Origin of the sequence: Rhodoferax sp. (genome assembly GCF_023700745.1) — a bacterium.
Taxonomy (GTDB): Bacteria; Pseudomonadota; Gammaproteobacteria; order Burkholderiales; family Burkholderiaceae_C; genus Rhodoferax.
Genome location: NZ_JAMPYG010000001.1, coordinates 198,890 through 224,844 on the forward strand (window position 1 = coordinate 198,890; position 25,955 = coordinate 224,844).

The window sequence follows — 25,955 nt, forward strand, 5'->3', positions numbered from 1 at the left end:
GTCAGCGTGTGCTGCCCGGGGTGGGTGACACGGTGGCAAAGGTGATCTGGGTCAGTCCGGCCCGACGTGCGGCTTCCATCACATTGATCACAGCCTGGTGCCTGGCGCTGGCATCGGCGTGGATGATGAGTACCGACTCGGGGCCGGCTTTGGCACCAGCTTTCATGGCGTTGGCCAGTTCGGCCACGTTGCGCCCGTTCACCATCTGCTTGTTGATGCTGTACTGGCCATCGGCACTGACCGAGACCAGCACTTCTTTGGCGTGATCGCGCTGGGCGTCGACATCGGCCACCGGCAGTTTGAGTTGCATCTCGGTGAACTTGGCGTAGGTGGTGGAGAGCATCAAAAAGATCAGAATGACCAACAGCACGTCAATGAACGGGATCAGGTTGATCTCTGGCTCTTCCTTGGTGCGGACGCGGAAATTCATGACGCCTGGGCCTACTTGCGCAAGGTGTAGAGATGGCGCGCCAGTCGCTCGGCGGCCAGTTCCAGCGTAAGCAGGTATTCATCGACGCGGGCGCGAAAGTAGCGCCAGAAAATCAGCGATGGGATGGCCACAATCAACCCGAATGCGGTGTTGTAAAGCGCCACCGAGATGCCGTGCGCCAGTTGCCCCGGGTTACCGCCCGTGCCGCCGGGTTGCGAACCAAAGATTTCGATCATGCCCACCACCGTGCCAAACAGGCCCATCAGCGGCGCCACCGAGGCAATGGTGGCCAGCGCGCTCAGGTAACGCTCCAGCCGGTGTGCAACCAGGCGGCCGCTGGCCTCCATGCCGGCGCGCAATTCGTCCTGATTGCACAAGGGGTTGGTGTTGAGCGCGCGCAGCCCGGCCGCCAGCACCTCGCCCAGTGCCGAGTTTTTTTCCAGCTTTGAAACCACATCGGGGCCCGGCACAGACAGGCGAGTGACGGTGAGGACTTCGTCAAGCAGCCTGGGCGGGGCCACTTTAAGCGTTTGCAGGCTGATGAAGCGCTCGATGATCAGCGCCATGGCCAGCACCGAGCAGGCCACCAAGGGCCAGATCGGCCAGCCTGCGGCTTGTAGGATGGAAAACAAATCGAAACTCCACTGAAGAAAAAAACTGGGTGATTATGGCGCAGGGAGGCTCAACATCCGCCCGCTCTCGAATTGCCTCGGTTCGCCACTGACCGGGTCGGTGAACGCAAGCCGTTTGGCCAGCAGTTGCAGCGGCCTGGCGTAATCCTGCTGGCCTTCGGGCGTGAGGGTGGGGTAGAGACCGTCATTCAAAATCGGCAGGCCCAGCGTCAGCATGTGGACCCGTAATTGGTGACGCTGGCCGGTGACCGGCTGAAGCTGGTAGCGTGCCCATTCGCCATGTACCTCCAGCACGTCGATGTGTGTGATGGCGTTGGGCGTGCCGGGTACTTCGTGCTGCAGCATGAAGTGCCCGGCCTCCTGAATCCGGCTGCTGTGGGTGATGGGCCAGTTCAGACCAGCCCGCCAGGGTGCAATCGCCTCATAGGTTTTGTGCACTAGGTGCTGGCTGAACAGCGCACAGTAGGCCGCACGAGTGGCGGGCTGCTTGGCAAACAGCACGAGCCCGGCGGTGTCGCGGTCGATGCGGTGAATCGGCACCAGGTCATCCAGACCCCGTTTCATCTTGAGCCGCACCAGCACCGTTTCCTGCAGGTAGCCGCCCGAAGGCACGACCGGCAAAAAATGCGGCTTGTCGATCACCAGCAGGTGCGCGTCTTCAAACAGTACCACTTCATCAAATGGAATGTGCCGTTCGTCTGGCACCTCGCGGTAATAGTAGAGGCGCTGATGTGCTGTGTAGGGGCGCCGGCTGGCGTGTTCCGGCAACACGGGCTGGCCAAGCTCGTCGATGACGTCGCCGCGGGCCATGCGCGCCAGCCAGGTTTGTGACGTGATGTTGGGGAAACGTTCGCCCAGAAAGTCCAGCAGGGTCGGCCACGGTCCGGCGGGTAATCCCACGCAACTGGGGCCAACGCCCTGGCGCGTCGGTGGTTTAAACGCGTTCAAACACCAGATCCCACACGCCATGGCCCAGCTTGAGGCCACGGTTTTCGAACTTGGTCAGCGGCCGGTAATGCGGCTTGGGGGCGTAGCCCAATAATTCAGGGTGTTTTTCGGAGGCGGTGTTTTTCAGCAGCGGCTCGGCATTCAATACGTCCAGTATCTGTTCGGCGTAAGGCTGCCAGTCGGTGGCGCAGTGCAGGTAAGCGCCCACCTTGAGGCGCGCCGCCAGTTTGGCAATCAAAGGGGCCTGGATCAGGCGGCGCTTGTTGTGTTTCTTCTTGTGCCAGGGGTCGGGGAAAAAAATGTGCGCGCCAGCCAGGCTTTGCTGCGGCAGCATGTGGTCAATCACCTCGACCGCGTCGTGTGCGCAGATGCGGATGTTGCGCAGGCGCTGCGCGCCAATGCGCTTGAGCAACGCCCCTACACCGGGTTCGTGCACCTCGCAGCACAAAAAATTGGTGCCCGGCAGCAGCTCGGCAATGTGGGCCGTGGCCTCGCCCATGCCAAAACCGATCTCCAGCACCGTCGGCCGGCTGCTGTTTGCTGGGTCACCCGCGGCTACAGCATCGGCAAAGGCCGCCGCAAAATCAAGCGGGGCTGGCTGGTAGGGCAGCAGGAATGTCGGCCCCAGCTCGTCAAACGCCTTGGTCTGGCCGCTGGTGGTGCGGCCGGCGCGGCGGACGAAGCTCTTGATGGTCTTGGGGAATGCCACATCGGCCAGCGACTGCGGGCGGATGCGCGGCGTGCGAGCCTGCTCGGGCGGTTTTTTGGGGGTATTTGGGGTATCGTTCACGGGGGCAGATTGTAGAGATTGCGCCACTGTGCCACCCAGTTGGGCAATGCATCGGCAAGTGCGTGCTGCCCGGTCAGTCCCAGCACAGCCGCGGCGTGATTCAGCGCAGTTAGCGGGTGTGCGGTGTCAAGCGCCTGGGCACCGTTTTGTTTACTGAGCTTTTCGCCGTTGGGCCCCAGCACCAGCGGGGTGTGCAGGTAGCGCGGGGTAGGCCGGTGCAGGGCGCGTTGCAGCAAAATCTGGCGCGCCGTGTTGTCGGCCAGGTCCTGGCCCCGCACGACATCGGTGATGCCTTGCCCAGCGTCGTCGACCACCACCGCCAACTGGTAGGAAAAACAGCCGTCGGCACGCTTCAGGATGAAATCACCCACTTCGGCAGCCACATCCTGCGACTGCTCTCCCAGGCGACGATCTTGCCAATGCAGTGATGGCTGGGTGTCTGTTCTGAAGCGCCAGGCACGCGCTGGCTTGCCATGCAGCCCATGGCGGCAGGTGCCGGGATAAACCAGCTCGCCATGGCGCGGTTTGACCTGGCCGCTGTGCTGTAGCGCTAGTTGAATATCACGGCGACTGCAGCCGCAGGGGTAGGCGTAGCCGCTGGCAATCAGTTGCGCCAGCACCAGCTGGTAGCGCTGCGAGCGTCGGGATTGGTAGCATGGCGGCTGGTCGCTGTGCAGACCGCAGGCGGCCAGTTGTTGCAAGATGGTCTGATCCATGCCGGGCAGGCAGCGCGTACTGTCCACGTCTTCGATGCGCACCAGCCATTGACCGCCATGGGCACGCGCATCAAGCCAACTGGCCAGCGCCGCGACCAGTGAACCCGCGTGCAGCGGTCCGGTGGGCGAGGGCGCAAAACGGCCAATGTAGGTTGTTGAATCAGGGTCCGTCGCGGCGGGGGCGCCGCTCCCACAGGGGGCTGCTCCCACCGGGGTAAGGGGCTGCATTTGTGGGAGGCCCGCCTCGGGCCGATGGTTGTTCATGGGGTCAATCGCGGCGAAGGCGCCGCTCCCACAGGGTGCTGTTTTAAGCCACCGCTAAGGCCAGTTCCAGCCCCGACAAAAACGCATCTTCAACCCGGTGCCCCAGGCACCAGTCGCCGCACACGCCAAGGCCTTTTTTGGCATCCCAAAGGTGACTTTTGCCGAGCGGCTTGACGGTCTTGGCATAGAGCCAGCGCTGGCTGTCAATATGGGCCGGCTCGGCCCGGATGCCAGTGACCTCGGAAAAGGCCTTCAGCAGCTTGGCTTCGATGCGCGGCGCGTCGTCGTGGATGTGTTCCTGCGACCAGGCGGGGCTGGCCTGGATGGTCCAGCGTTCAATCGGTTCACGCTTGGGTTTGCTGGATTCACGTGCCAGCCAGGCAATGCGGTGGTGTGTGCTGCGCGCTGCATTCCATTGCGGCCCCAACGCCGACAAACCAGGCTGCATGGCCTGCGGAAAAGCCAGCATCAGGGTCCAGCAGGGTGCCACCTTGACCTGTTCCAGTTGCCTGACCCAGGGTTTGGCCAGTTCAGACGTTTGCATCAGGCTGTGTGCCTGGGCGCTGGGTATGGCCAATAACACGCCATCAAAGCCGGAAAATACATGTTGTGATCCGTCAAGTCCTTCGGTGCGCAGTTGCCATTTCTTGGCGTTGACCGCATCAGCTTCAATGCGGTTGACACGGGTTTGCAGCTCAATGTGGCCACCTGCCGCCAGTGGTTCAGCCCAGCCGTTGACCAATGATTTCATGCCCGGCACCGCCACCCAGTGGGCATCGTGGCTGGGCAAACCGGGCCCCACCAGATGACCAAGCTCGTCAAGCACCTGCACGCTGTTGGCGCTCCAGCGCTTGCACAGATTGGGCGTGGTCTCCAGTGCTTTCAGGAAACGTGGATCGCGCGCGGTGAAGTACTGGGCGCCGTGGTCAAACGAGCCGAAAGCGCTGCTGCGTGTGGCCATGCGCCCGCTGGTGCTTTGGCTTTTCTCAAAAACAGTGACCTGATGGCCGGCCTGAACCAGCGTGCGAGCGCAGGTGATGCCAGCCATGCCGGCGCCTATGACAGCAAAGTGTTGGGGTGCGCGCTGTGCAGATCTCATATTTTTCTCCAGTTGATGACTATTTGCTTATCTCTACGAATGTGACCGACTTTACCAGTACACCTGCCCTACATGCCCCGGTGCCGCTCCAGCAGGGCAGTGCGGGTGGTGGGGCTCTCCAACTGGGTGAGCCACCATTGCAAAGCACGTCCCGGCGCGTTGCTGGCGGCGCGCCAGGCGTAATTGACCTGTATGGATCTGGGCGCACGTTCGGTCTTCTTGACCACCAGGCGGCCGGTGTCAATGAACGGTCCGGCCATGCATTCAGGCAGAGACCCGCAGCCCAGGCCGCGCAACTGGGCGTCCAGTTTGTCCTGCATGGTGGCCACGGTAAAAACGTCCTGCCCGCCCAGCAGGCCAAAGGTCACACCGCGACCGCGGCTGATGGTGTCGGCCACGGCCACGGCGCGGTGCGCGCGCATGGCTTCATCGCTGAGCGGTTCGGCTGCCTGGGCCAGCGGGTGGTGCGGCGCTACGGCATAGACAAAGCCCACATTGCCTAGCGGCTTGGCATGGATGGCGGTGTTTTGCACCAGGTCCGCCACGCCCAGGGCCAGATCTGCTTCACCGCTGGTCAGGGCTTCCAGCGTGCCTGACAGGGTTTCGTCGCGCAGGCGAATGCGGGTGGGCGGATTCAGGGTAAAAAAACTGTCAACCAGTTCCATCACCGTGGCCTTGGCGATGATGCTGTCCACGGCCAGCGTCAGTTGCGGCTCCCAGCCGGTGGCCACCCGCTTGACGCGGTTGGCCACCGCTTCCAGATCTTCCAGCAGGCGCTCACTCTCGCGTAACAGCTCCTGGCCCGCGACGGTGGGCAGGGCGCGACGCGAACTGCGGTCAAACAGGAGCACATCGAGGGCATCTTCAAGCTGGCGCACGCGGTAGGTGAGGGCGCTGGGGACCATCCCGAGTTCCCGGGCGGCAGCGGCAAAACTGCCGTTACCGGCAATGGTTTGCAGCATAGCGAGGGCATCCGGGGTCAGTGCATTGCGGGAAGTTTGCATGTTGTGGCTCATTAAGTTCAAACTGATTGAATGATGCCATCAAAAGGACTGCTTATTCAAGCGCTGCTGAACGCGTACAGTAGAGGCTATTCAAGGAGATGCGTGATGTTGGCCCTGAGACCTTCCCAAGAGCGCGGCTATGCAGACCATGGCTGGCTCAAGTCATTCCATAGCTTTTCATTTGCCGGATATTACGACCCCGCGCACATGGGCTGGGGTAACCTGCGTGTGATCAACGAAGACCGCGTGGCACCTGGCAAAGGTTTTGGCACCCATGGTCACCGCGACATGGAAATCGTGAGTTACGTGTTGCAGGGCGCACTGGCACACCAGGACAGCATGGGCAATGTCAAGTCGATCCCGCCGGGTGACGTGCAGCGCATGAGCGCGGGCACCGGCGTGCAGCACAGCGAATTCAATTTCGCACCCAATGAAACCACGCATTTTTTGCAAATATGGCTTCTGCCGAGTGTGTTGGGTGTGACGCCAAGCTACGAGCAGAAGACCTTTGCCAAGTCGGACAAGCAAGGTCGCCTGTGTCTGGTGGCATCCCCCGACGGCGCACAAGGCTCCGTCACGCTCAATGCCGATGCCCGTATGTATGCCGGGCTGTTTGACGCCGGGCAAACGGACTCGCTTGATCTGCACCCGGGGCGAAAGGCCTATGTGCATGTGGTACGCGGCACCCTGACCGTAAATGGTGTCCCCCTGCACATCGGCGATGCCGCCCTGCTCGCCGACGAGCCCCATGTGGTGCTGACCGACGCGCGGGATGCCGAGGTGCTCGTTTTTGATTTGTGCGCCTGAATCGCCTTTGCGAGCCAGCCGTATCCGGTCCGATACCACATACGGATCTTGAACCCGCGCCGTCATCGCGACGTTACTTATAATTTTTCCAAGGAGCTTTCATCATCATGGCAAAAGTTGCCGTCGTTTTTCATTCGGGTTACGGCCACACCCTGCGCATGGCGCAATCGGTGGCTGATGGCGCCAACGCCGAGCTGGTGACGATTGACGCTGATGGCAACCTGACCGAAGACGGCTGGGCAACACTCAATGAGGCCGATGCCATCATCATGGGCAGCCCCACCTACATGGGCAGCGTGAGTTGGCAGTTCAAGAAATTTGCCGACACGTCCAGTAAGGCCTGGTTCAGCCAAACCTGGAAAGACAAGATTTTTGGTGGCTTTACCGCCAGCGCCAACGTCAACGGCGACAAGCACTCCACGCTGCATTACTTCATGACCCTGGCCATGCAGCATGGCGGCATCTGGGTAGGCACGGGCCTGCACTACAACAACACCAAGGCGGCGCAACGCCATGACATCAACTACCTGGCCTCCAGTACCGGCCCCATGGCGCAAACCCCCGGCGATGCGGGCGGCGCTGAAATGAATCCCGGTGACCTGGAGACCGCCCGCCTGTTCGGCCAGCGCGTAGCGGAAGTGGCGGCCAGATTCAAGGGATAAGGACAGCCATCGGCCCGAGGACGGGCCTCCCACAAATTGCGAACCCCTGTGGGAGCGGCGCCCTCGCCGCGATTGACTCACAGCCGCGATAATTGTGCACTATGTCCAATCCCAAAGTTCTGTTCGGCTTTCATGCCGTGGGCGTGCGTCTCAAGACCGCGCCCAAATCCATCGTCGAAATCTACATCGACCCGACCCGTCGCGACGCGCGTATGCGCCAGTTTGTCGACAAGGTCAAGGAGGCTGGTGTGCGCCTGCTCGAAGCCGACGGCATGCGCCTGGCCAAGCTGTGCGGCAGTCACGGGCATCAGGGCGTGGCAGCGCGGGTGCATGAACTCACGCAAGTGACTTCGCTCGATGAGTTGCTCGAACAACTTGAAGCTACCCAGCTGGCGCTGCCCGTGAACGAGCGCGTGCAGCCGCTGATTCTGGTGCTTGACGGTGTGACCGATCCACACAACCTGGGCGCCTGCCTGCGCGTGGCCGACGGCGCCGGCGTGCATGCCGTGATTGCGCCCAAGGACCACGCTGCAGGCATCAACGCCACCGTGGCCAAGGTGGCCAGCGGTGCCGCCGAGACCGTGCCGTATTTCATGGTGACCAATCTGGCGCGCACCCTCAATGAGCTGAAGGAACGCAATATCTGGATCATTGGCACCAGCGATGCGGCCACCAGAACACTGTACCAGGCGGATCTGAAAGGCCCGGTGGCGCTGGTGCTGGGTGCCGAGGGCGACGGCATGCGCCAGCTCACTGCCAAGACCTGCGACGAGTTGATCAGCATCCCGATGCGCGGTGCGGTGGAGAGCCTGAATGTGTCAGTGGCCAGCGGGGTTTGCTTGTACGAGGCGCTGCGTCAGCGGTCTTTGTAGGGGACAAGGGGCATTCGCGGCGAGGGCGCCGCTCCCACAAGGGTGCTGCTCTCACAGGGCGCGCAGCACCTACGCAAACGTAGAGGCGCTGGCCAAAGGCAATCCGGCCAGGTCCTTGGCGGCCAGCAGTGGCGTGCCTTCCATAGGCCAGTTCACGCCCACGGCGGGGTCGTTCCACAACAGGCTGCGCTCAAACTCGGGGTACCAGTAGTCGGTGGTTTTGTACAGGAACTCGGCACTGTCGCTGGTCACCAGAAAGCCATGGGCAAAACCCGGCGGGATCCAGAGCTGGCGCTTGTTCTCGGCGGACAAGCACACGCCTTCCCATTGGCCAAAGTGCGGTGAGCTGCGGCGCATGTCCACCGCCACGTCAAAGACCTCGCCTTGGGTCACACGCACCAGCTTGCCCTGGGCGTGCTCGATCTGGTAATGCAGGCCGCGCAGCACACCTTGGGCCGACTTGCTGTGGTTGTCCTGCACAAAGGCCACGTCGAGCCCGGTGCATTGGGCAAAGTCGCGCGCGTTGAAGCTCTCAAAAAAGAAGCCACGGGCGTCGCCAAAGACCTTGGGTTCAAGAATCAGCACGCCGGGCAGGGCAGTCGGGGTGACGGTGTAGGGCATGATTTATTTCAGCAGGTTCAGCAAATACTGGCCATAGCCATTCTTGGCCAGGGGTGCGGCGAGTTTTTGAATCTGTGAAGCGTCAATCCAGTTTTGCGCAAAGGCAATTTCTTCGGGGCAGGCCACTTGCAGGCCCTGACGCTTTTGCAGCGTGGCAATAAAGCTGGTGGCCTCCAGCAGGCTGTCGTGGGTGCCGGTGTCGAGCCAGGCGTAACCGCGACCCATGATTTCGACATTGAGCTGACCCTGCTCCAGGTAGCGCCGGTTGACATCGGTGATTTCCAGCTCGCCGCGCGGCGACGGCTTGATGCTGGCGGCGATGTCGCAGACCTGGTGATCGTAAAAGTACAGGCCGGTGACGGCGTAATTGCTCTTGGGCTGCCTGGGCTTTTCCTCGATGCTGATGGCGCGTTTGTACGCATCGAACTCGACCACGCCATAACGTTCGGGGTCGGTCACATGGTAGGCAAACACGCTTGCGCCGCTGGTGTGGGCATTGGCGTTGGCCAGCAGTTTGACCAGGTCATGACCATAAAAAATGTTGTCGCCCAGCACCAGCGCGCTCGGCTGCCCGGCCACGAAGTCGCGGCCGATGATGAAAGCTTGCGCCAGACCGTCCGGGCTGGGTTGCACGGCGTAGCTGATGGTCATGCCCCACTGGCTGCCGTCACCCAGCAATTCCGCAAAGCGCGGCGTGTCGTGCGGGGTCGAGATCACCAGCACCTCGCGCATCCCGGCCAACATGAGAGTGCTCAAGGGGTAATAGATCATGGGCTTGTCATAGACCGGCATGAGCTGTTTGCTGACCGCCTGGGTGACCGGGTAAAGCCGGGTGCCGGAGCCGCCCGCGAGGATGATGCCTTTGCGCTGTGTCATTGTTTTGTTCCCTTGAAATTTATTTGCCCAGCACCTCTGCCAGCATGCGGTTTACCCCCATTTGCCATGGCGGCAGGGTCAAACCAAAGGTGGTTTGCAGCTTGCGGGTGTCCAGGCGTGAGTTCAGCGGCCGCTTGGCCGGTGTCGGAAAGGCGCTGGTGGGTACCGGTTTGACCTCGGTCGCCTTGATCTTCACATCAGGCAGGATGTCCTGGGCCTGTTCGATGACGTGTTTGGCATAGTCGAACCAGGTGGTACTGCCATCGGCACCGAGGTGGTAAATGCCGGCCAGGGCTTCGGACGATGCATCTTGACGGCAGACCTGGCGGATGGCGTGGGCAGTGATGTCGGCAATCAGCTCGGCACCCGTGGGCGCACCCCATTGGTCGTTGATGACCGTGAGCAACTCGCGCTCCTGCGCCAGGCGCAACATGGTCTTTGCAAAGTTGCCACCACGTGCGGCGTAAACCCAGCTGGTGCGGAAAATCAGATGGCGTGGATTGTTGCCAACAATCAATGCTTCGCCTTCCAGCTTGCTGCTGCCATAAACATTCAGCGGACCGGTGGCGTCGCCTTCGCTCCAGGGCAACATGCCGCTGCCGTCAAAGACGTAGTCGGTGCTGTAGTGCACCAGCCAGGCACCGAGCTTGGCTGCCTCTGCGGCCAGCACCCCGGGTGCCATCGCGTTGAGGGTTCGGGCCAGTTCGGGTTCACCCTCAGCCTTATCCACCGCGGTGTGGGCCGCCGCATTGACGATGACATCAGGCTGGATGGCCCGCACGGTGGTGGCAAGATCGTCCAGGCGACTGATGTCACCACAGAAATCGGTGTTGTGGCGATCGAGTGCAAAAAGTTCACCCAAAGGCGCCAGGCTGCGTTGCAACTCCCAGCCGACCTGGCCGTTTTTACCGAGGAGCAGGATTTTCATGCGTACTGCTTTTGCACCCACTCGCGGTAGGCGCCGCTTTGCACATGCGCCACCCAGTCCGGGTTGTCCAGGTACCACTGCACAGTTTTGCGGATGCCGGACTCAAACGTCTCGGCCGGTTTCCAGCCCAGTTCGGCTTCGAGTTTGCGCGCGTCGATGGCGTAGCGGCGGTCGTGGCCGGGGCGGTCGGTCACATAGGTGATCTGGTCTTTGTAAGGCTTGCCGTCGGCGCGCGGGCGCAGCTCGTCGAGCAGGGCGCAAACGGTGTGCACAATGTCGATGTTGGCCTTTTCGTTCCAGCCGCCGACGTTGTAGACCTCGCCCAGGCGGCCGGCTTCGAGCACACGGCGGATCGCGCTGCAGTGGTCCTTGACGTACAGCCAGTCGCGTATTTGCTGGCCGTCGCCATACACCGGCAGCGCCTTGCCAGCCAGCGCGTTGACAATCATCAGCGGGATCAACTTTTCGGGGAAATGGTAGGGGCCGTAGTTGTTGGAGCAGTTGGTGGTCAGCACCGGCAGGCCATAGGTGTGGTGCCAGGCACGCACCAGGTGGTCGGAAGCGGCTTTGCTGGCCGAATACGGGCTGTTGGGTTCTATGTGGCTGGTCTCGGTAAAGGCCGGATCGTCCTTTTTAAGCGACCCATAGACCTCGTCGGTGGAGACATGCAGAAACCGGAACCTGTTTTTTGTAGGAGCGACGCCCCCGTCGCGATTTTCCTGGGGCAGGTTCTGCCAATAGCCGCGCACCGACTCCAGCAGGTTGAAGGTGCCCACAATATTGGTCTGGATGAACTCACCGGGGCCGTGGATGGAGCGGTCAACATGGCTCTCGGCGGCAAAATTGACCACGGCACGCGGCTGGTACCGGGCCAGCAGCTGGCTGACCAGTGCCACATCGCCAATGTCGCCCTGTACCAGCGTGTGGCGGGTGTCGCCTTGCAGGCTTTGCAGGGTTTCGGGGTTGCCGGCGTAGGTGAGTTTGTCGAGATTGATGACCGGCTCGTCGCTCTGCGCTAGCCAATCGAGGACGAAATTGGCGCCAATAAAACCAGCGCCGCCTGTGACCAGGATCATGTTGTTCTTCCCTCATTAATTCAGTTTGAGAAGTGTAATGGGGACAAAGCAGGGAATGTGGTGGGATTGTCACAGACCAAACAGCGCCCTGTGGGAGCGGCGCCCTCGCCGCGATTGCCCCCAACAGCCATCGGCCAGAGGGCAGGCCGCCTAGAGGCTACCGTCGCCGCGATGGACTGATTGTGCATCAAGCCGCGGACTCCATTTCGCTCGACACGGCCAGCCACTGCTCTTCGAGGTTTTGCAATTCTTCGTTGACCGCTTTCAGGCGTTTGCCCTGGTTGGCAAAGTCGGCGGGCGGTGGCGATTGGCACAGGTGACCTTCCAGCTGGGTGCCCTCGGCCTGAAGTGTCGCCATGCGGGCTTCAAGGTCGGCCAGTTTGCGCTTGAGCGCGCTGCTGGGGGCGGGTTTGGCCTTGAGCTTGGCAGCGGCCGCCGCTTCGGCCTGTGCCTTGCGCTCGGCCTTGGCGGCGGCGCTGCTGGCTTCCTTGATGAGTTCGCGCTGGCGCTTGGCCTCGTCGAGCAGGTAACGCTGGTAGTCGTCCAGGTCGCCGTCAAAGGGTTCGACGCCGCCATGCGAGACCATCCAGAATTCGTCACAGACCGACCTGAGCAGGGCACGGTCGTGGCTGACCAGCATGACGGTGCCCTCGAATTCATTGAGTGCCATGGCCAGCGCCTCGCGGGTGGCCAGGTCGAGGTGGTTGGTCGGCTCGTCAAGCAGCAGCAGGTTGGGGCGCTGCCAGACGATCATGCACAGCACCAGCCGCGCTTTTTCGCCGCCGCTCATGCTGCCCACGGCCTGCTTGACCATGTCGCCACCAAAGTTGAAGGTACCCAGGAAACTGCGCAGGTCTTGCTCGCGCGTCTGCTGGCCAACGATCTTGCCGGCTGCCGTCATGTCCTTGACCAGGCGGATCATGTGCTCCAGCGGGGTATCTGCAGGTCGCAGCACGTCGAGCTCCTGCTGGGCAAAGTAGCCAATGTTGAGGCCCTTGCCTTCGGTGATCTCGCCGCCGATGGGCGCCAGATCACGCGCGATGGTTTTCACCACGGTCGATTTGCCCTGGCCGTTGGCGCCCAGAATACCGATGCGCTGACCGGCCAGCACCGACTTGCTGACGTTGCGCACGATCACCGTGGGCGGCGTGCCCTCGGGCGCATCCTCCGGCGGCGGATAACCAAAGCTGACACCGCTCATCGACAGCATCGGGTTGGGCAGGTTGGCGGGTTCCTTGAATTCAAAGGTGAAGTCGGCCTCGGACAGCAGGGGGGCGATTTTTTCCATGCGGTCCAGTGCCTTGACCCGGCTTTGCGCCTGCTTGGCCTTGCTGGCTTTGGCCTTGAAGCGGGCGATGAACTTTTGCAGGTGGGCAATCTTGTCCTGCTGCTTGGCAAAGGCGTTCTGTTGCAACTCCATCTGCTCGGCGCGCATGTCCTCGAACTTGCTGTAGTTGCCGCCGTAGCGCACCAGCTTGCCCGCGTCAATGTGCAGCGTGACATTGGTCACGGCATCGAGAAATTCGCGGTCGTGGCTGATGACGATCATGGTGCCTTCGTAACGCTTGAGCCAGGCCTCCAGCCAGACCAATGCGTCCAGGTCCAGGTGGTTGGTGGGTTCGTCCAGCAGCAGCAGGTCGCTGGGGCACATCAGCGCGCGGGCCAATTGCAGGCGCATGCGCCAGCCGCCCGAGAAGCTGTTGACCGGGTTGTCGAGCTCGGTGGTCTTGAAACCCAGGCCTTGAATGAGTGCTTGGGCGCGCGCCGGCGCGTCGTGGGCACCGGCATCCTGCAACGCCATGTAGGCGTGGGCCATGCGGTCGTAGTCGTCGGTGGCCTCAGAAGCCGTGACTTCCTGTTGTGCGGCCAGCAGGGTGGTGTCGCCGTCGACGACAAAGTCGGTGGCGCTCTGCTCGGTTTCGGGCATGTCCTGCGCCACCTGGCCCATGCGCCACTGGGTGGGGATGTAGTATTCGCCGCCGTCCTCGTGCAGATTGCCGTTGAAGAGGGCAAACAGCGACGACTTGCCGGCGCCGTTGCGCCCCACCAAGCCGACCTTTTCGCCGGGGTTGATGGTGACGCTGGCACCGTCAAGCAGCACTTTGGCGCCGCGACGCAAATTAACGTTTTTTAATGTAATCAATGGGTTGCTTTGTATTTTTAATGTTTTAGATGAATATTAGGAAGCGTCGACCCGAGGGCGGGCCTCCTACAAAGGCAAGGCGCCCTGTGGGAGCTCCACCCTGTAGGAGCGGCGCCCTCGCCGCGATTGCATTCCAATCGATCATGGCAACTTCAACATCGCCTCACGCGTCACCAGCAACACCTGGTCTTCGCCGGCGCTGGTGGCCAGCCAGATCACGCCGAGGGAGGGGAAAGCGGCTTCGAAGTGGGTATTCTCGTTGCCGATTTCAAGCACCAGGATGGCGTTTTCTGTCATGTGGGCAGGCGCTGCCTGCAACAGGCGGCGGACAAAATCCATGCCATCGACACCGCCTGCCGTGTTGCCGTCAAGCGCCAGCGCAGGCTCTGCCCTGAATTCTGGTGGCAGTGTGGCCATGCTGGCGGCATTGACATAGGGCGGGTTGCACAAAATCAGGTCATAGGGGCCGCCGTGATCCGGCAGGCCATCACCCAGATGCAGGGTGATGCGCTCATGCAGACCATGGTGCTCCACGTTGATGCGGGCCACTTCGAGCGCATCGGCACTGATGTCCGATGCCTGCACCATCACCTCGGGGTAAACCAGCGCGGCCAGCACGGCCAGGCTGCCGTTGCCGGTGCACAAATCGAGCACCCGGTGGGTCGATTCATTGAGCCAGTAGTCGAGACTGCCTTCGACCAGCACTTCGGCTATCAGCGAGCGTGGCACGATGGCGCGTTCGTCCACGTAAAACGAGACGCCTTGCAGCCAGGCCTCGCGGGTCAGGTAGGCAGCTGGTTTGCGTGTCTTAATGCGGGTTTTCAACAGAGCGGCTACCTGCGCCTGTTCGGCAGGCGTGACCAGCCGCGTCGACACCGGGGCATCCGCGTCGGGGGTGGGTTCAAGCGGTGTGTCCAGCGGCAGTTCGAGTTGCCACAACACCAGCCAGGCGGCTTCGTCGAAAGCATTCTGGGTGCCGTGGCCAAACACCACACCGGCTTCGGTCAATTGCTGCGCGGCACGGGTCACACAGTCCAGCAGTGTGATGTCTTCGCCGTGAGGAAGATGCCGCTTCATGCCAGCAACTGCGCATGCAGGTTTTCCAGCACCCGACGGTAAATGTTTTTGAGCGGCTCAATGTCGGTCAGGGCAATGTGCTCGTTGATCTTGTGGATGGTGGCGTTGGGTGGGCCGAACTCGATGACTTGTGGGCAGATCTTGGCAATGAAACGGCCGTCGCTGGTGCCACCGCTGGTGGAAAGCTCCGGGGTCAGGCCGGTTTCGGCACCAATAGCCGCCACCACGGTATCGACCAGGGTGCCAGGTGGCGTCAAAAAAGGCAGGCCGCTGAGCGTCCAGGCCAGGTCATAGGCAAAGTCATGGCGGTCCAACACCGCTTGCAGGCGGCTTTGCAGGGTTTCCGGTGTGGATTCCGTTGAAAACCGGAAGTTGAAGTCCACCACCACCGTGCCCGGAATGACATTGGTGGCACCGGTGCCGCCATGAATGTTGCTGACCTGCCAACTGGTGGGCGGGAAAAATGCGTTGCCGCGGTCCCATTCGATGCCGATCAGCTCGGCGAGCGCCGGTGCCAACAGGTGAATGGGATTGTTGGCCAGCTGCGGGTAGGCAATGTGGCCTTGGGTGCCCTTGACGGTCAGCTTGCCATTCAAGGAGCCGCGGCGGCCGTTTTTGATCATGTCGCCGGTGGACTTGACCGAAGTAGGCTCACCCACAATGCAGTAGTCCAGCACTTCGCCACGGGCTTGCAGCATGTCGCAGACCTTGACGGTACCGTCCAGGGCCGGGCCCTCTTCGTCACTGGTCAGCAGAAAACCGATGGCCAGCGGGGAGTCGGGCTGCGCTGTCACAAATTCTTCCGTGGCCACCATAAAGGCGGCCAGCGAAGTTTTCATGTCGGCAGCACCTCTGCCAAACAGTTTGCCGTCACGCAGCGTGGGCTTGAATGGGTCACTGTCCCAGAGTTTCACCGGACCGGTAGGCACGACATCAGTGTGGCCGGCAAACACCAGCAACCTGGTTGCGCCTGGCTGTCCCGGTATGGGCTTGGCCGGGCGTTTGGCCCACAGGTTGGTGACTTCAAAATCTGCCGGGCCACTGACGATGGTTTCCAGCTGGAAACCGATGGCTTGCAGACGCGCGCCCATGATCTGCTGGCAGTGGGCGTCGCTTGGGGTCTCGGAAGGGCAAGCGATCAGGTCACAGGCCAGGGCAAGGGTAGGGTTCATGGGCAGGTTCAGTGGTTCAAGTCGAGCGTGATTTCGGTAAAGCTGGGTTCGTCGTCAGGATCGTCAACAGGCACCTGGGCGTTGGCTTTTGAGCTAAAGTCGTTTTGCAGGCGCCACATCAGGTTGGTGGGCGAATCGGCAAAGGCCAGGCCTTCTTTGCGATCGACAACGTCGGTCGTGATCAGACGGGCGATGTCTTCCTCGAAAGTCTGACTGCCCTCGGCCATGGACTTCGCCATGGCCTCCTGAATGCCTGAAAAATCGCCTTTTTCAATCAACTCGGCCACCAATTTGGTGTTGAGCATGATTTCGACCGCGGCGCTGCGGGTACCGGCGATGTTCCGCAGCAAGCGTTGCGAAATGATGGCCTTCATGGCGGCGGCCAGGTCACCCAGCATGGTCATGCGTACCTCGGCCGGGTAAAAGCTCAGGATGCGGTTGAGTGCCTGGTAACTGTTGTTGGCATGCATGGTGGCCAGGCACAAATGCCCGGTTTGGGCATAGGCAATGGCGGCGGTCATGGTTTCACGGTCGCGCACTTCGCCAATCAGGATCACATCAGGGGCCTGGCGAAGGGCATTTTTGAGGGCGATGTCGGTGCTGTGGGTGTCGGGTCCGACCTCGCGCTGGTTGATGATGGAGCGCTTGTTTCTGAACAGGAACTCAATCGGGTCTTCGATTGTGAGGATATGCCCCGTCATGTTGACATTGCGGTGGTCGATCATGGCGGCCAGTGTGGTGCTTTTGCCTGCGCCAGTGGCACCCACCATCAGGATCAGGCCACGTTTCTGCAACATCAACTCGGCCAGCGCAGACGGCAAGCCAAGGGTGCCCAGTGGCGGGATGTCATTGTTGATGTGCCGGATCACCACCGCCACGCTGCTGCGCTGCACCATGGCACTGATGCGAAAACGTCCGATACCGGGCAGTGACAAGGCCATGTTGAGTTCATGGCTCTTTTGCAGTTCCTGGATGCGCTCGGGTGGCAATACTTCGGCAAGAAGGGTCAGCGGGGCATCGGGCGGCAGAATCTGGCTATTGATGGGAATGCACTCACCATTGATGCGTATCGTGGCAGGTGCATTGGCTGACAGATAAATGTCGGAAGCGCGCTTTTCAGGCATCAAGCGCAGGATGCGCACCATGGTGCCCATGGGCGCGCTGCTTTCATTGCTGGTCATTGCCATCGGATACCACTCAGGGTTAGTCGCGCAACAGGTCGTTCAAACTGGTTTTGGCACGGGTTTGTGCGTCCACATGTTTGACGATGATGGCGGCATACAGGCTGTATTTGCCACTCTCCTTGGGCAGGTTGCCGCTGATGACGACCGAGCCGGCCGGAATGCGGCCATAGCTCACGGTGTCCGTTGCCCGGTCGTAGATGGGTGTGCTCTGGCCGATGTAGACGCCCATGGAAATCACCGAGTTTTCCTCGACGATGACGCCTTCGACAATCTCGGAGCGGGCACCAATGAAGCAGTTGTCCTCGATGATGGTGGGGTTGGCCTGCATCGGCTCCAGCACGCCACCGATGCCGACACCGCCACTCAGGTGCACGTTTTTGCCAATCTGGGCGCACGAGCCCACGGCGGCCCAGGTGTCGACCATGGTGCCTTCATCCACATAGGCACCGATGTTGACAAAGGAGGGCATCAGGATCACGCCTTTGGCCAGATAGCTGCCGCGGCGCGCCACGGCGGGCGGCACGATGCGCACTCCGGTGGCTTGCAGACCGGTGGCGTCCATGTGGGAAAACTTGGTCGGCACCTTGTCGTAAAAAGCCAGGTCGCCGGACTTCATGAGAACGTTGTCGTTGAGACGAAAGCTCAGCAGCACGGCTTTTTTGATCCACTGGTGAGTGGTCCACTGGCCCACGCCATCGCGCGTGGCCACGCGCAGCGCACCGGTATTGAGTCCTTGAATCACGTGTTCGACCGCATCGGTCAGCTCTTTGGGGGCCGAGGCCACTGAAATGTTGGCACGGTCTTCCCAGGCGGCGTTGAGGATGTTTTGCAATTGTTGGGTCATGGCAGCAGATTGGTTGGATGAAACAGGAATTAAGAATGGTGGGCGCGGACAAACTCGACGATGCGTTGGGCCGCTTCCAGGCACTCGGCGGTGTCAGCCACCAGTGCCATGCGAATGCGCCCGGCACCGGGGTTATGGCCATGCGCTTCGCGCGCCAAAAATGAACCGGGCAACACGGTCACATTGTAAAGAGCGTACAGTTCGCGGGCGAAAGCCGTGTCATCCCCGGCCACATCCGCCCACAAATAGAAGCCCGCGTCAGGCAAGGCCACGTTCATGACCTGCGCCAGCAGGGGCGTCACCTGGGCAAACTTGGTCCGGTACAGGGCGCGGTTATCCACCACGTGTGCCTCGTCATGCCAGGCAGCGATGCTGGCGGCCTGCACCACCGGACTCATGGCACAGCCGTGGTAGGTGCGGTAAAGCAGATATTGCTTGATGAGGGCCGCGTCACCAGCAACAAAACCACTGCGCATGCCCGGCACGTTGCTGCGTTTGGACAGGCTGGTCAGGATGATGAGGTTTTTGAAGTCGCTGCGGCCCAGTTTGGCTGCTGCTTCCAGGCCCCCCAGGGGTGGCTCGTCGCGGAAATAAATTTCGCTGTAACACTCGTCTGAGGCAATCACAAAGCCAAAGCGGTCGCTCAAGACGAACAACTTCTTCCACTCCGACAAAGGCATCACTGCGCCGGTTGGGTTGCCGGGCGAGCAGACAAAAAGCTGCTGCGTGCGCGCCCAGACCGCCTCCGGGACGCTGTCCCAGTCAGGGGCAAAGTTGCGTGCCGGATCACTGGCCACATAGTAGGCATCAGCGCCGGCCAGCAAGGCTGCGCCTTCGTAAATCTGGTAGAACGGGTTGGGGCAGACCACCAGCGGTTTTTCACTCAGGCTGGTTGCCGTGCCCGGGTTGATGATGGTTTGTGTGAGTGAAAACAGCGCTTCGCGCGAGCCGTTCACTGGCAGTATCTGCAAGGCCGGGCTCAGACTCAGGCCGTAGCGTTTCTGGAGCCACGCCGCAAAAGCCTCCCGCAGTTTCGGTTCTCCTGCCGTGGCGGGATAACTGGCCAGACCACTGGGCGTACCGGTGATCGACGCCATCATGGCTTGCTGGATGAATGCTGGCGGGGCGTGTTTGGGTTCACCAATGCCCAGGCTGATGGGGCGATAGGCCGGGTTGGGTGTGACGCCGGCAAAAAGCTGGCGCAGGCGTTCAAACGGGTAAGGCTGTAAAAGGGAGAGCAATGGATTCATGGGGCGGGATTATCCCTTGTCGGGAACCTTTTTATAGGAGACCCGCCTTGGGCCGATGGGATTCATTCAATCGCGGCGAGGGCACCGCTCCCGCAGGGCGATATCTTCTGGGAGGACCGCCCCCGGGCCGATGGTTTTAGGATTTGGACGCAGTCAGATGAGCAAGCACTTCACCGGCACATCAAGACCCAGCCAGCGCCGGGCTGCGATGTGCAGCGTGGCTGGGTCGCCGGTTGAGAGCAGCAGGCATTGGCCCGGGGCGCAATGGCTGGACAAACTGGGCAGCATGCGGCGGGTCTGACGAGCCACGGGTTCGCCGTTGTCCACCAGACGCACGTTGGGCCCGACCAGGGCTTGTAAATAAGTGCTGGCAAAGGGGTAATGGGTGCAGCCCAGGACCAGTGTGTCAATGTCACCCGCCATGGCGCCAAACTGACCCATGGCTCTGGTGTATTGGCCGCACAGCCCGATGATTTTGCCCGTATCGTGGCGTTCGATCGCGTCGGCCAGACCATCGCAGGGCTGGCAGACGAATTGCGCCTGATCTGCCAGACTGGCCAGCAAGGTCTTGAACTTCTGGCTGTTCAAGGTGCCACGCGTGGCCATGACGCCGATGTGTCGGGTCTGGCTCAGGACGATGGCAGGCTTAAGAGCTGGCTCGACGCCGATGATGGATAAATCGGGGTGTTCCTGGCGCAGCAGGTGGATGGCCGCCGCAGTAGCGGTGTTGCAGGCAATGACCAGGGCTTTGATGGCCAGGTGTTGCTGCGTGAGCAAATGGCGGGTGATGACGCGGGACCGCTCAAGCACAAAACCTTCATCGCGCTCACCATAGGGCGCAAAGCCGCTGTCGGCCACATAGACGAAGTCTTCATGTGGCAACTCGGCACGCAGGGCCTTGAGGATACTCATCCCCCCAACGCCGCTGTCAAACACCCCGATGGGATGTTTGACCAGAGCCGCTTCAGGCCGCAGAAACCGAGATGCCTTTGAATTCACCGGTGGCGATGCGTTTTTGCCACTCTTGGGGGCCGGTAATGTGGGCGCTGGTGCCGCCCGCGTCCACCGCCACCGTCACGGGCATGTCGACCACGTCAAATTCGTAGATGGCTTCCATGCCGAGGTCGGCAAAGCCGACCACCTTGGCGGTCTTGATGGCCTTGGACACCAGGTAGGCCGCACCGCCCACCGCCATGAGGTAGGCGCTTTGATGTTTTTTGATAGCCTCAATGGCCACCGGACCGCGCTCGGCCTTGCCAATCATGGCGATCAGGCCGGTCTGCGCCAGCATCATCTCGGTGAAGCCGTCCATGCGGGTGGCCGTGGTGGGACCGGCCGGGCCCACGGCTTCGTCGCCAATGGGATCGACCGGACCGACGTAGTAAATCACGCGGTTGGTGAAGTCCACCGGCAGCGGTTCACCCTTGGCCAGCATGTCCTTGATGCGTTTGTGGGCGGCATCGCGGCCGGTGAGCATCTTGCCATTGAGCAGCAGGGTGTCACCGGGCTTCCAACTGGCGACTTCTTCCTTGCTCAAGGTGTTCAGGTCAACTTTTTTGCTTTTGACGTAGTCGGGAGCCCAGTCCACGTCGGGCCAGGTGTCCAACGACGGGGGTGTCAGGTAGACCGGGCCGCTGCCATCCATCACAAAATGGGCGTGCCGGGTGGCGGCGCAGTTGGGAATCATGGCGATGGGCTTGCTGGCGGCGTGGGTCGGGTACATCTTGATCTTGACATCCAGCACGGTGGTCAGGCCGCCCAGGCCTTGCGCCCCAATGCCCAGGGCGTTGACCTTGTCGAACAACTCTAGGCGAAGCTTTTCAACTTTGGAGAGCTCCGCGCCGCTGGCTGCCTTGGCCTGCAGTTCGTACATGTCAAGGTCGTCCATCAGGCTTTCCTTGGCCATCAGCACGGCTTTTTCGGCGGTGCCGCCAATCCCGATGCCCAGCATGCCGGGCGGGCACCAGCCCGCGCCCATCGTCGGCACGGTCTTGAGCACCCAGTCCACCACCGAGTCGCCGGGGTTGAGCATGTACATCTTGCTCTTGTTCTCGGAGCCGCCGCCCTTGGCCGCCACCGTGACCTCCAGTTGGTTGCCGGGAACGATCTCGGAGAAGATCACGGCGGGGGTGTTGTCTTTGGTGTTTTTGCGCAAAAACTCGGGGTCTGCCACGACGCTGGCACGCAAGGTGTTGGCGGGATCGTTGTAGGCGCGGCGCACGCCTTCGTTGATGGCGTCGTCCAGGCTGCCGGTGAAACCTTCCCAGCGCACATCCATGCCGACTTTGAGGAACACGTTGACGATGCCGGTGTCCTGGCAAATCGGGCGGTGACCGGTAGCGCTCATCTTGCTGTTGGTGAGAATCTGGGCAATCGCATCCTTGGCGGCCGGGCTTTGCTCGCGCTCGTAAGCGCGTGCCAGGTGGGCAATGTAGTCGGCCGGGTGGTAGTAGCTGATGTACTGCAGGGCGGCGGCAACGGATTCAATCAGGTCGTTCTGGCGGATGGTGCTCATGGTTGTGTCCTCAAAAAAGGCAAGTTTAACCATCCGGCCCCGACGCCAGACTGACGACTCAGCCGACGGACGATTTTTGCGCCTGCACCATCTTCATGGCCGATCCCACCAGGGCCGCGACTTCGGTCATGTTGCTGGGCACGATCAGCGTGGTGGTGGCGTCTGCGGCCACCTTGCTGTAGGCATCCACGGCTTTTTCGGCCACCTTGAGCTGCACCGCCTGCTCACCGCCGGGCTGGCGGATGGCGGCAGCCACGCGCTCGATGGCCTGGGCGTTGGCTTCGGCCACCGCCAGAATGGAGGCAGCTTGGCCCTGAGCGTTGTTGATGATGGCCTGTTTTTCACCCTCGGAGCGGGCAATGAAGGCTTCCCGCTCACCGGTGGCAATGTTGATCTGTTCCTGGCGACGGCCTTCAGAGGCGGCAATCAGGGCACGTTTTTCGCGCTCGGCAGTGATCTGCTGCTGCATGGCGTGCAGGATTTCCTTCGGTGGCGTCAGGTCCTTGATTTCGTAGCGCAACACTTTCACGCCCCAGTTCAGCGCGGCTTCGTCAATGGCCTGCACCACCTGGGCGTTGATGATGTCGCGCTCCTCGAAGGTCTTGTCGAGTTCAAGCTTGCCGATCACCGAACGCAATGAGGTTTGCGCCAATTGCGAAATCGCCATGATGTAGTTGCTGGAGCCGTAGCTGGCGCGCATGGCGTCGGTCACCTGGAAATACAGAATGCCATCAACCTGCAACTGGGTGTTGTCGCGCGTGATGCAGACTTGGCTCGGGATGTCCAGCGGGACCTCCTTGAGCAGGTGCTTGTAGGCCACCTTGTCAACGAACGGGATCAAGAAATTGAGGCCAGGCATCAGGGTGCCGGTGTATTTACCCAAGCGCTCAACGACCCAGGCGTGTTGCTGGGGAACAACCTTGATCGATTGCGTGACGAAGATGACCGCGATGACAAAAAAGATGACTGCGACTTCCATTGATGACTCCAAAAAACTAGCTAGACGATGATCCCGTCACGACGAACGAAGTGAAACAGTCCATGCAGCTGGAAGTCATGGACTGTTTCACTTCGTTCGCAACGACAGCCTTTTTTTCACTTTAAATTCACAATTTTTCGACCACCAGGCGACTGCCGATCACCTCGACAATGCGGTACGGACCGGGGCCTGATGCCGCACCGGGGCGCAGGGAAACGCTCCAGGTGGCGCCGCGGTACCTGGCGGAGCTGGTGCCATCCTCGTTCCAGGCATCGATATGCAGGGTTTCGCCGATGTCCAGATTGACATCGCGGTTGGCGCCAGCCGGCAGGGCGGGTGGTTGGTGCTTCTTGAAGCTGCGCCAGGCCACCACACAGCCACCACCAAGCACTGCAGCCACCACCAGTTGCACCGTCACCGACGCCCCCAGGTGGGCGGCGATGGCGGCACCCGCCACACCCAGCGACAGCATCAGCAGGTAAAAGGTGCCGGTCAGCAGTTCAAGCGCAATCAGTCCCCCTGCCAGTAGCCACCAGATGGTCGATTCAGTCATGCTTGCTTCCATTTGTGATTTGTCCTGCCGCATTCTGCGGTAAAAGTGCGTGTTCGCAACAGTGCTGTCTTGATAAGTCCTTACACTTCGCGCCAATTTACTTTTTTACGTGTGTCGCTGGAGCCTGCCATGAAATTCCGCTTTCCGATTGTCATCATTGACGAGGACTACCGTTCCGAGAACATCTCCGGGCTGGGCATTCGCGCGCTGGCGCAGGCCATTGAGACCGAAGGTTTTGAGGTGCTGGGTGTCACCAGTTATGGTGACCTGAGCCAGTTTGCCCAGCAACAAAGCCGGGCCAGCACCTTCATTTTGTCGATCGACGACGAGGAATTCACCCCCGGACCGGACCTGGACCCGGCGGTGGTGAACCTGCGCCACTTCATTGAAGAGGTGCGGCGGCGCAACCTCGATGTGCCGATCTACATCTACGGTGAAACCAAGACCAGTCGCCACCTGCCCAATGACATTTTGCGCGAGTTGCACGGCTTCATTCACATGTTCGAGGACACGCCCGAGTTTGTTGCACGCCACATCATCCGCGAAGCCAAAAGTTATCTGGAAGGCGTGCAACCGCCGTTTTTCAAGGCCTTGCTCGACTATGCCGAAGATGGCTCGTATTCGTGGCATTGCCCGGGTCACTCCGGCGGCGTGGCTTTTCTGAAAAGCCCGGTAGGCCAGATGTACCACCAGTTTTATGGTGAGAACATGCTGCGCGCCGATGTCTGCAATGCGGTCGAAGAGCTGGGCCAGTTGCTCGACCATGACGGCGCCATTGGCAAGAGCGAGCGCAATGCGGCGCGCATTTTCAATGCCGACCACTGCTTTTTTGTCACCAACGGCACCAGCACCAGCAACAAGATGGTCTGGCACCACACGGTGGCGCCGAACGATGTGGTGGTGGTGGACCGCAATTGCCACAAATCCATCCTGCACGCGATCATCATGACCGGCGCGATCCCGGTGTTTTTGAAGCCCACGCGCAACCACTTCGGCATCATCGGCCCGATCCCGAAAAGCGAGTTCGAGCCCGCCACCATCAAGGCCAAGATCAGGGCCAATCCACTGATCAAGGAGCATTTGCCCGCCATTGATGTGAACCAGATCAAGCCGCGCGTGCTGACGCTGACGCAATCGACCTACGACGGCGTGCTGTACAACACCGAAACAGTCAAGAACATGCTTGACGGATATGTGGAAAACATCCACTTTGACGAAGCCTGGTTGCCGCACGCGGCATTCCATCCGTTTTACGGTACCTACCACGCCATGGGCAAGGACCGGGCACGGCCCAAAAAGGCCATGGTTTATGCGACCCAGTCGATCCACAAACTGCTGGCCGGTATCAGCCAGGCCAGCCATGTGCTGGTGCAGGATTCGCAAACCGTCAAGCTCGACAAACACCTGTTCAACGAAGCCTACCTGATGCACACCAGCACCAGTCCGCAGTACAGCATCATTGCCAGTTGCGACGTGGCGGCGGCCATGATGGAACCGCCCGGCGGCACCGCGCTGGTGGAAGAAAGCATTGCCGAGGCACTGGACTTCCGCCGTGCCATGCGCCAAATTGACGACGACTATGGTTCGGACTGGTGGTTCAAGGTCTGGGGCCCGGACAAGCTGGTGGAGGAGGGCATTGGCCGCGCCGACGACTGGATCATCAAGGGTGAGTCGCGCACCATCAAGGCCGGCGTGAACTGGCACGGTTTTGGCAAGATGGCCACCGGCTTCAACATGCTCGACCCGATCAAATCCACCGTGGTGACGCCTGGCATGGACCTGAACGGAAAATTTGCGAAAAGAGGCATACCGGCCAGCATCGTCACCAAGTTCCTGGCCGAGCACGGCGTGGTGGTGGAAAAAACCGGGCTGTACAGCTTTTTCATCATGTTCACCATCGGTATCACCAAGGGCCGCTGGAACAGCATGTTGACCGCTTTGCAGCAGTTCAAGGATGATTACGCCAAGAACCAGGCGATGTGGCGCATCCTGCCCGAGTTTTGCCAGAAGTACCCCCAATATGAGGACATGGGCCTGGCCGACCTGTGCCAGCACATTCACCAGCTCTACGCCAAGTACGACATTGCGCGGCTCACCACCGAGATGTACCTGAGCGACCTGACGCCGGCCATGAAGCCCAGCGATGCCTATGCCCACATCGCCTTGCGCAAAACCGAGCGCGTGGAGATTGACCAGCTCGAAGGCCGCATTACCGTCGGCCTGGTGACGCCTTACCCACCGGGTATTCCGCTGCTGATTCCGGGCGAGGTGTTCAACCGGAAGATTGTGGATTACCTCAAGTTTTCCCGCGAGTTCAATCGCCAGTGCCCGGGCTTCGAAACCGACATCCACGGTCTGGTGGAAGAGCAGGGCGCCGACGGCCAGGTGCATTACTATGCGGATTGTGTGAAAACCTGAGGGGCATTCGCGGCGAGGGCGCCGCTCCCATAGAGTGCATATCCCACAGAGTGCAGATCTCGCAGGGTGCGGGTATCTTGTAGGAGGCCCGCCCT

General features: G+C 61.0%; 25 protein-coding genes. 4 read left to right on the forward strand and 21 right to left on the reverse strand.

The genetic code is table 11. The features are described from left to right. Window position 1: 1 nt before the first annotated feature. From NDJ10_RS01015 to NDJ10_RS01045, 7 genes are all read right to left on the reverse strand, one after another. A complete protein-coding gene (locus NDJ10_RS01015; RefSeq protein ID WP_296159185.1) occupies window positions 2-430 on the reverse strand; it encodes a biopolymer transporter ExbD in 429 nt (142 codons plus the stop codon). An 11-nt stretch (window positions 431-441) separates the two neighbouring features. After that, window positions 442-1,062 (reverse strand): MotA/TolQ/ExbB proton channel family protein, encoded by a 621-nt coding sequence (locus tag NDJ10_RS01020; RefSeq protein ID WP_296159187.1) that lies wholly within the window; start codon window positions 1,060-1,062, stop codon window positions 442-444. Window positions 1,063-1,095: 33 nt separating this feature from the next. After that, window positions 1,096-1,962, reverse strand: a complete 867-nt coding sequence (locus NDJ10_RS01025) for a pseudouridine synthase (RefSeq protein ID WP_363318678.1) — start codon at window positions 1,960-1,962, stop codon at window positions 1,096-1,098. Between the two features lie 34 nt (window positions 1,963-1,996). After that, window positions 1,997-2,743, reverse strand: coding sequence for a tRNA (guanosine(46)-N7)-methyltransferase TrmB (trmB, locus tag NDJ10_RS01030; protein WP_296159417.1), 747 nt, complete (start codon window positions 2,741-2,743; stop codon window positions 1,997-1,999). A 53-nt stretch (window positions 2,744-2,796) separates the two neighbouring features. After that, window positions 2,797-3,780, reverse strand: a complete 984-nt coding sequence (gene gluQRS / locus NDJ10_RS01035) for a tRNA glutamyl-Q(34) synthetase GluQRS (protein ID WP_296159189.1) — start codon at window positions 3,778-3,780, stop codon at window positions 2,797-2,799. A gap of 43 nt (window positions 3,781-3,823) precedes the next feature. Beyond that, window positions 3,824-4,879 (reverse strand): FAD-dependent oxidoreductase, encoded by a 1,056-nt coding sequence (locus NDJ10_RS01040; protein ID WP_296159190.1) that lies wholly within the window; start codon window positions 4,877-4,879, stop codon window positions 3,824-3,826. Window positions 4,880-4,947: 68 nt separating this feature from the next. Continuing rightward, window positions 4,948-5,883: a LysR family transcriptional regulator gene (locus NDJ10_RS01045; RefSeq protein WP_296159191.1), complete on the reverse strand. Its 936-nt coding sequence runs from the start codon at window positions 5,881-5,883 to the stop codon at window positions 4,948-4,950. 105 nt (window positions 5,884-5,988) lie between these two features. Between NDJ10_RS01045 and NDJ10_RS01050 the strand changes: the two genes are divergently transcribed. The 3 genes from NDJ10_RS01050 (at window position 5,989) to rlmB (ending at window position 8,224) form a co-directional block, all read left to right on the forward strand. Further along, a complete protein-coding gene (locus NDJ10_RS01050; protein WP_296159192.1) occupies window positions 5,989-6,690 on the forward strand; it encodes a pirin family protein in 702 nt (233 codons plus the stop codon). Between the two features lie 107 nt (window positions 6,691-6,797). Further along, window positions 6,798-7,352 carry a flavodoxin family protein gene (locus NDJ10_RS01055; protein ID WP_296159193.1) on the forward strand — a complete coding sequence of 185 codons (555 nt, stop codon included), beginning with the start codon at window positions 6,798-6,800 and terminating at the stop codon, window positions 7,350-7,352. Window positions 7,353-7,453: 101 nt separating this feature from the next. Continuing rightward, on the forward strand, window positions 7,454-8,224 hold the full coding sequence (rlmB, locus tag NDJ10_RS01060; protein WP_296159194.1) for a 23S rRNA (guanosine(2251)-2'-O)-methyltransferase RlmB: 771 nt from the start codon (window positions 7,454-7,456) through the stop codon (window positions 8,222-8,224). A gap of 69 nt (window positions 8,225-8,293) precedes the next feature. Here the strand turns inward: rlmB and rfbC are convergent, their stop codons facing one another. The 14 genes from rfbC to NDJ10_RS01130 all read right to left on the reverse strand — a co-directional run bounded on the left by rfbC (window position 8,294) and on the right by NDJ10_RS01130 (window position 23,442). Then, on the reverse strand, window positions 8,294-8,845 hold the full coding sequence (rfbC, locus tag NDJ10_RS01065; protein WP_296159195.1) for a dTDP-4-dehydrorhamnose 3,5-epimerase: 552 nt from the start codon (window positions 8,843-8,845) through the stop codon (window positions 8,294-8,296). Window positions 8,846-8,848: 3 nt separating this feature from the next. Continuing rightward, a complete protein-coding gene (gene rfbA, locus NDJ10_RS01070; RefSeq protein ID WP_296159197.1) occupies window positions 8,849-9,721 on the reverse strand; it encodes a glucose-1-phosphate thymidylyltransferase RfbA in 873 nt (290 codons plus the stop codon). A 19-nt stretch (window positions 9,722-9,740) separates the two neighbouring features. Further along, the gene (rfbD, locus tag NDJ10_RS01075) at window positions 9,741-10,649 is read right to left on the reverse strand and encodes a dTDP-4-dehydrorhamnose reductase (protein ID WP_296159198.1); all 909 of its coding nucleotides are present in this window, start codon (window positions 10,647-10,649) and stop codon (window positions 9,741-9,743) included. Beyond that, window positions 10,646-11,725, reverse strand: coding sequence for a dTDP-glucose 4,6-dehydratase (rfbB, locus tag NDJ10_RS01080; RefSeq protein WP_296159199.1), 1,080 nt, complete (start codon window positions 11,723-11,725; stop codon window positions 10,646-10,648). The genes rfbD and rfbB overlap by 4 nt, the downstream gene beginning before the upstream one ends. 187 nt (window positions 11,726-11,912) lie before the next feature. Further along, a complete protein-coding gene (locus tag NDJ10_RS01085) occupies window positions 11,913-13,868 on the reverse strand; it encodes an ATP-binding cassette domain-containing protein (RefSeq protein ID WP_296159200.1) in 1,956 nt (651 codons plus the stop codon). Between the two features lie 141 nt (window positions 13,869-14,009). Further along, the gene (gene prmB / locus NDJ10_RS01090) at window positions 14,010-14,945 is read right to left on the reverse strand and encodes a 50S ribosomal protein L3 N(5)-glutamine methyltransferase (RefSeq protein ID WP_296159201.1); all 936 of its coding nucleotides are present in this window, start codon (window positions 14,943-14,945) and stop codon (window positions 14,010-14,012) included. Next, complete coding sequence (gene dapE / locus NDJ10_RS01095; RefSeq protein ID WP_296159202.1) at window positions 14,942-16,117, reverse strand: succinyl-diaminopimelate desuccinylase; 1,176 nt, start codon at window positions 16,115-16,117, stop codon at window positions 14,942-14,944. Before dapE ends, prmB begins: the two co-directional genes overlap by 4 nt. 8 nt (window positions 16,118-16,125) lie before the next feature. Then, window positions 16,126-17,271: a PilT/PilU family type 4a pilus ATPase gene (locus tag NDJ10_RS01100; protein ID WP_296159418.1), complete on the reverse strand. Its 1,146-nt coding sequence runs from the start codon at window positions 17,269-17,271 to the stop codon at window positions 16,126-16,128. A 49-nt stretch (window positions 17,272-17,320) separates the two neighbouring features. Next, entirely contained in the window at window positions 17,321-18,145 is an 825-nt protein-coding gene (gene dapD, locus NDJ10_RS01105; protein ID WP_296159203.1) for a 2,3,4,5-tetrahydropyridine-2,6-dicarboxylate N-succinyltransferase, read from the reverse strand. 29 nt (window positions 18,146-18,174) lie between these two features. Beyond that, complete coding sequence (gene dapC, locus NDJ10_RS01110) at window positions 18,175-19,395, reverse strand: succinyldiaminopimelate transaminase (protein WP_296159204.1); 1,221 nt, start codon at window positions 19,393-19,395, stop codon at window positions 18,175-18,177. Between the two features lie 153 nt (window positions 19,396-19,548). After that, entirely contained in the window at window positions 19,549-20,352 is an 804-nt protein-coding gene (gene murI / locus NDJ10_RS01115; protein WP_296159419.1) for a glutamate racemase, read from the reverse strand. A gap of 7 nt (window positions 20,353-20,359) precedes the next feature. Continuing rightward, window positions 20,360-21,910, reverse strand: coding sequence for a fumarate hydratase (locus NDJ10_RS01120; protein ID WP_296159205.1), 1,551 nt, complete (start codon window positions 21,908-21,910; stop codon window positions 20,360-20,362). 58 nt (window positions 21,911-21,968) lie between these two features. Further along, window positions 21,969-22,889, reverse strand: a complete 921-nt coding sequence (locus NDJ10_RS01125) for a stomatin-like protein (RefSeq protein WP_296159207.1) — start codon at window positions 22,887-22,889, stop codon at window positions 21,969-21,971. A 127-nt stretch (window positions 22,890-23,016) separates the two neighbouring features. Then, a complete protein-coding gene (locus NDJ10_RS01130; RefSeq protein ID WP_296159208.1) occupies window positions 23,017-23,442 on the reverse strand; it encodes an NfeD family protein in 426 nt (141 codons plus the stop codon). 129 nt (window positions 23,443-23,571) lie between these two features. Between NDJ10_RS01130 and NDJ10_RS01135 the strand changes: the two genes are divergently transcribed. Beyond that, a complete protein-coding gene (locus NDJ10_RS01135) occupies window positions 23,572-25,860 on the forward strand; it encodes an arginine/lysine/ornithine decarboxylase (protein WP_296159209.1) in 2,289 nt (762 codons plus the stop codon). The last annotated feature ends 95 nt before the right edge of the window (window positions 25,861-25,955 follow it).

Bases quoted from the DNA above. Each gene is read 5' to 3' on its own strand.
- NDJ10_RS01015 (WP_296159185.1), bottom strand. From the start codon at position 430: ATGAATTTCCGCGTCCGCACCAAGGAAGAGCCAGAGATCAACCTGATC.
- gluQRS (WP_296159189.1), bottom strand. From the start codon at position 3,780: ATGAACAACCATCGGCCCGAGGCGGGCCTCCCACAAATGCAGCCCCTT.
- NDJ10_RS01040 (WP_296159190.1), bottom strand. From the start codon at position 4,879: ATGAGATCTGCACAGCGCGCACCCCAACACTTTGCTGTCATAGGCGCC.
- NDJ10_RS01045 (WP_296159191.1), bottom strand. From the start codon at position 5,883: ATGCAAACTTCCCGCAATGCACTGACCCCGGATGCCCTCGCTATGCTG.
- NDJ10_RS01050 (WP_296159192.1), top strand. From the start codon at position 5,989: ATGTTGGCCCTGAGACCTTCCCAAGAGCGCGGCTATGCAGACCATGGC.
- NDJ10_RS01055 (WP_296159193.1), top strand. From the start codon at position 6,798: ATGGCAAAAGTTGCCGTCGTTTTTCATTCGGGTTACGGCCACACCCTG.
- rlmB (WP_296159194.1), top strand. From the start codon at position 7,454: ATGTCCAATCCCAAAGTTCTGTTCGGCTTTCATGCCGTGGGCGTGCGT.
- rfbC (WP_296159195.1), bottom strand. From the start codon at position 8,845: ATGCCCTACACCGTCACCCCGACTGCCCTGCCCGGCGTGCTGATTCTT.
- rfbA (WP_296159197.1), bottom strand. From the start codon at position 9,721: ATGACACAGCGCAAAGGCATCATCCTCGCGGGCGGCTCCGGCACCCGG.
- rfbD (WP_296159198.1), bottom strand. From the start codon at position 10,649: ATGAAAATCCTGCTCCTCGGTAAAAACGGCCAGGTCGGCTGGGAGTTG.
- rfbB (WP_296159199.1), bottom strand. From the start codon at position 11,725: ATGATCCTGGTCACAGGCGGCGCTGGTTTTATTGGCGCCAATTTCGTC.
- prmB (WP_296159201.1), bottom strand. From the start codon at position 14,945: ATGAAGCGGCATCTTCCTCACGGCGAAGACATCACACTGCTGGACTGT.
- dapE (WP_296159202.1), bottom strand. From the start codon at position 16,117: ATGAACCCTACCCTTGCCCTGGCCTGTGACCTGATCGCTTGCCCTTCC.
- NDJ10_RS01100 (WP_296159418.1), bottom strand. From the start codon at position 17,271: ATGGGCACCATGGTGCGCATCCTGCGCTTGATGCCTGAAAAGCGCGCT.
- dapD (WP_296159203.1), bottom strand. From the start codon at position 18,145: ATGACCCAACAATTGCAAAACATCCTCAACGCCGCCTGGGAAGACCGT.
- dapC (WP_296159204.1), bottom strand. From the start codon at position 19,395: ATGAATCCATTGCTCTCCCTTTTACAGCCTTACCCGTTTGAACGCCTG.
- NDJ10_RS01120 (WP_296159205.1), bottom strand. From the start codon at position 21,910: ATGAGCACCATCCGCCAGAACGACCTGATTGAATCCGTTGCCGCCGCC.
- NDJ10_RS01125 (WP_296159207.1), bottom strand. From the start codon at position 22,889: ATGGAAGTCGCAGTCATCTTTTTTGTCATCGCGGTCATCTTCGTCACG.
- NDJ10_RS01130 (WP_296159208.1), bottom strand. From the start codon at position 23,442: ATGACTGAATCGACCATCTGGTGGCTACTGGCAGGGGGACTGATTGCG.
- NDJ10_RS01135 (WP_296159209.1), top strand. From the start codon at position 23,572: ATGAAATTCCGCTTTCCGATTGTCATCATTGACGAGGACTACCGTTCC.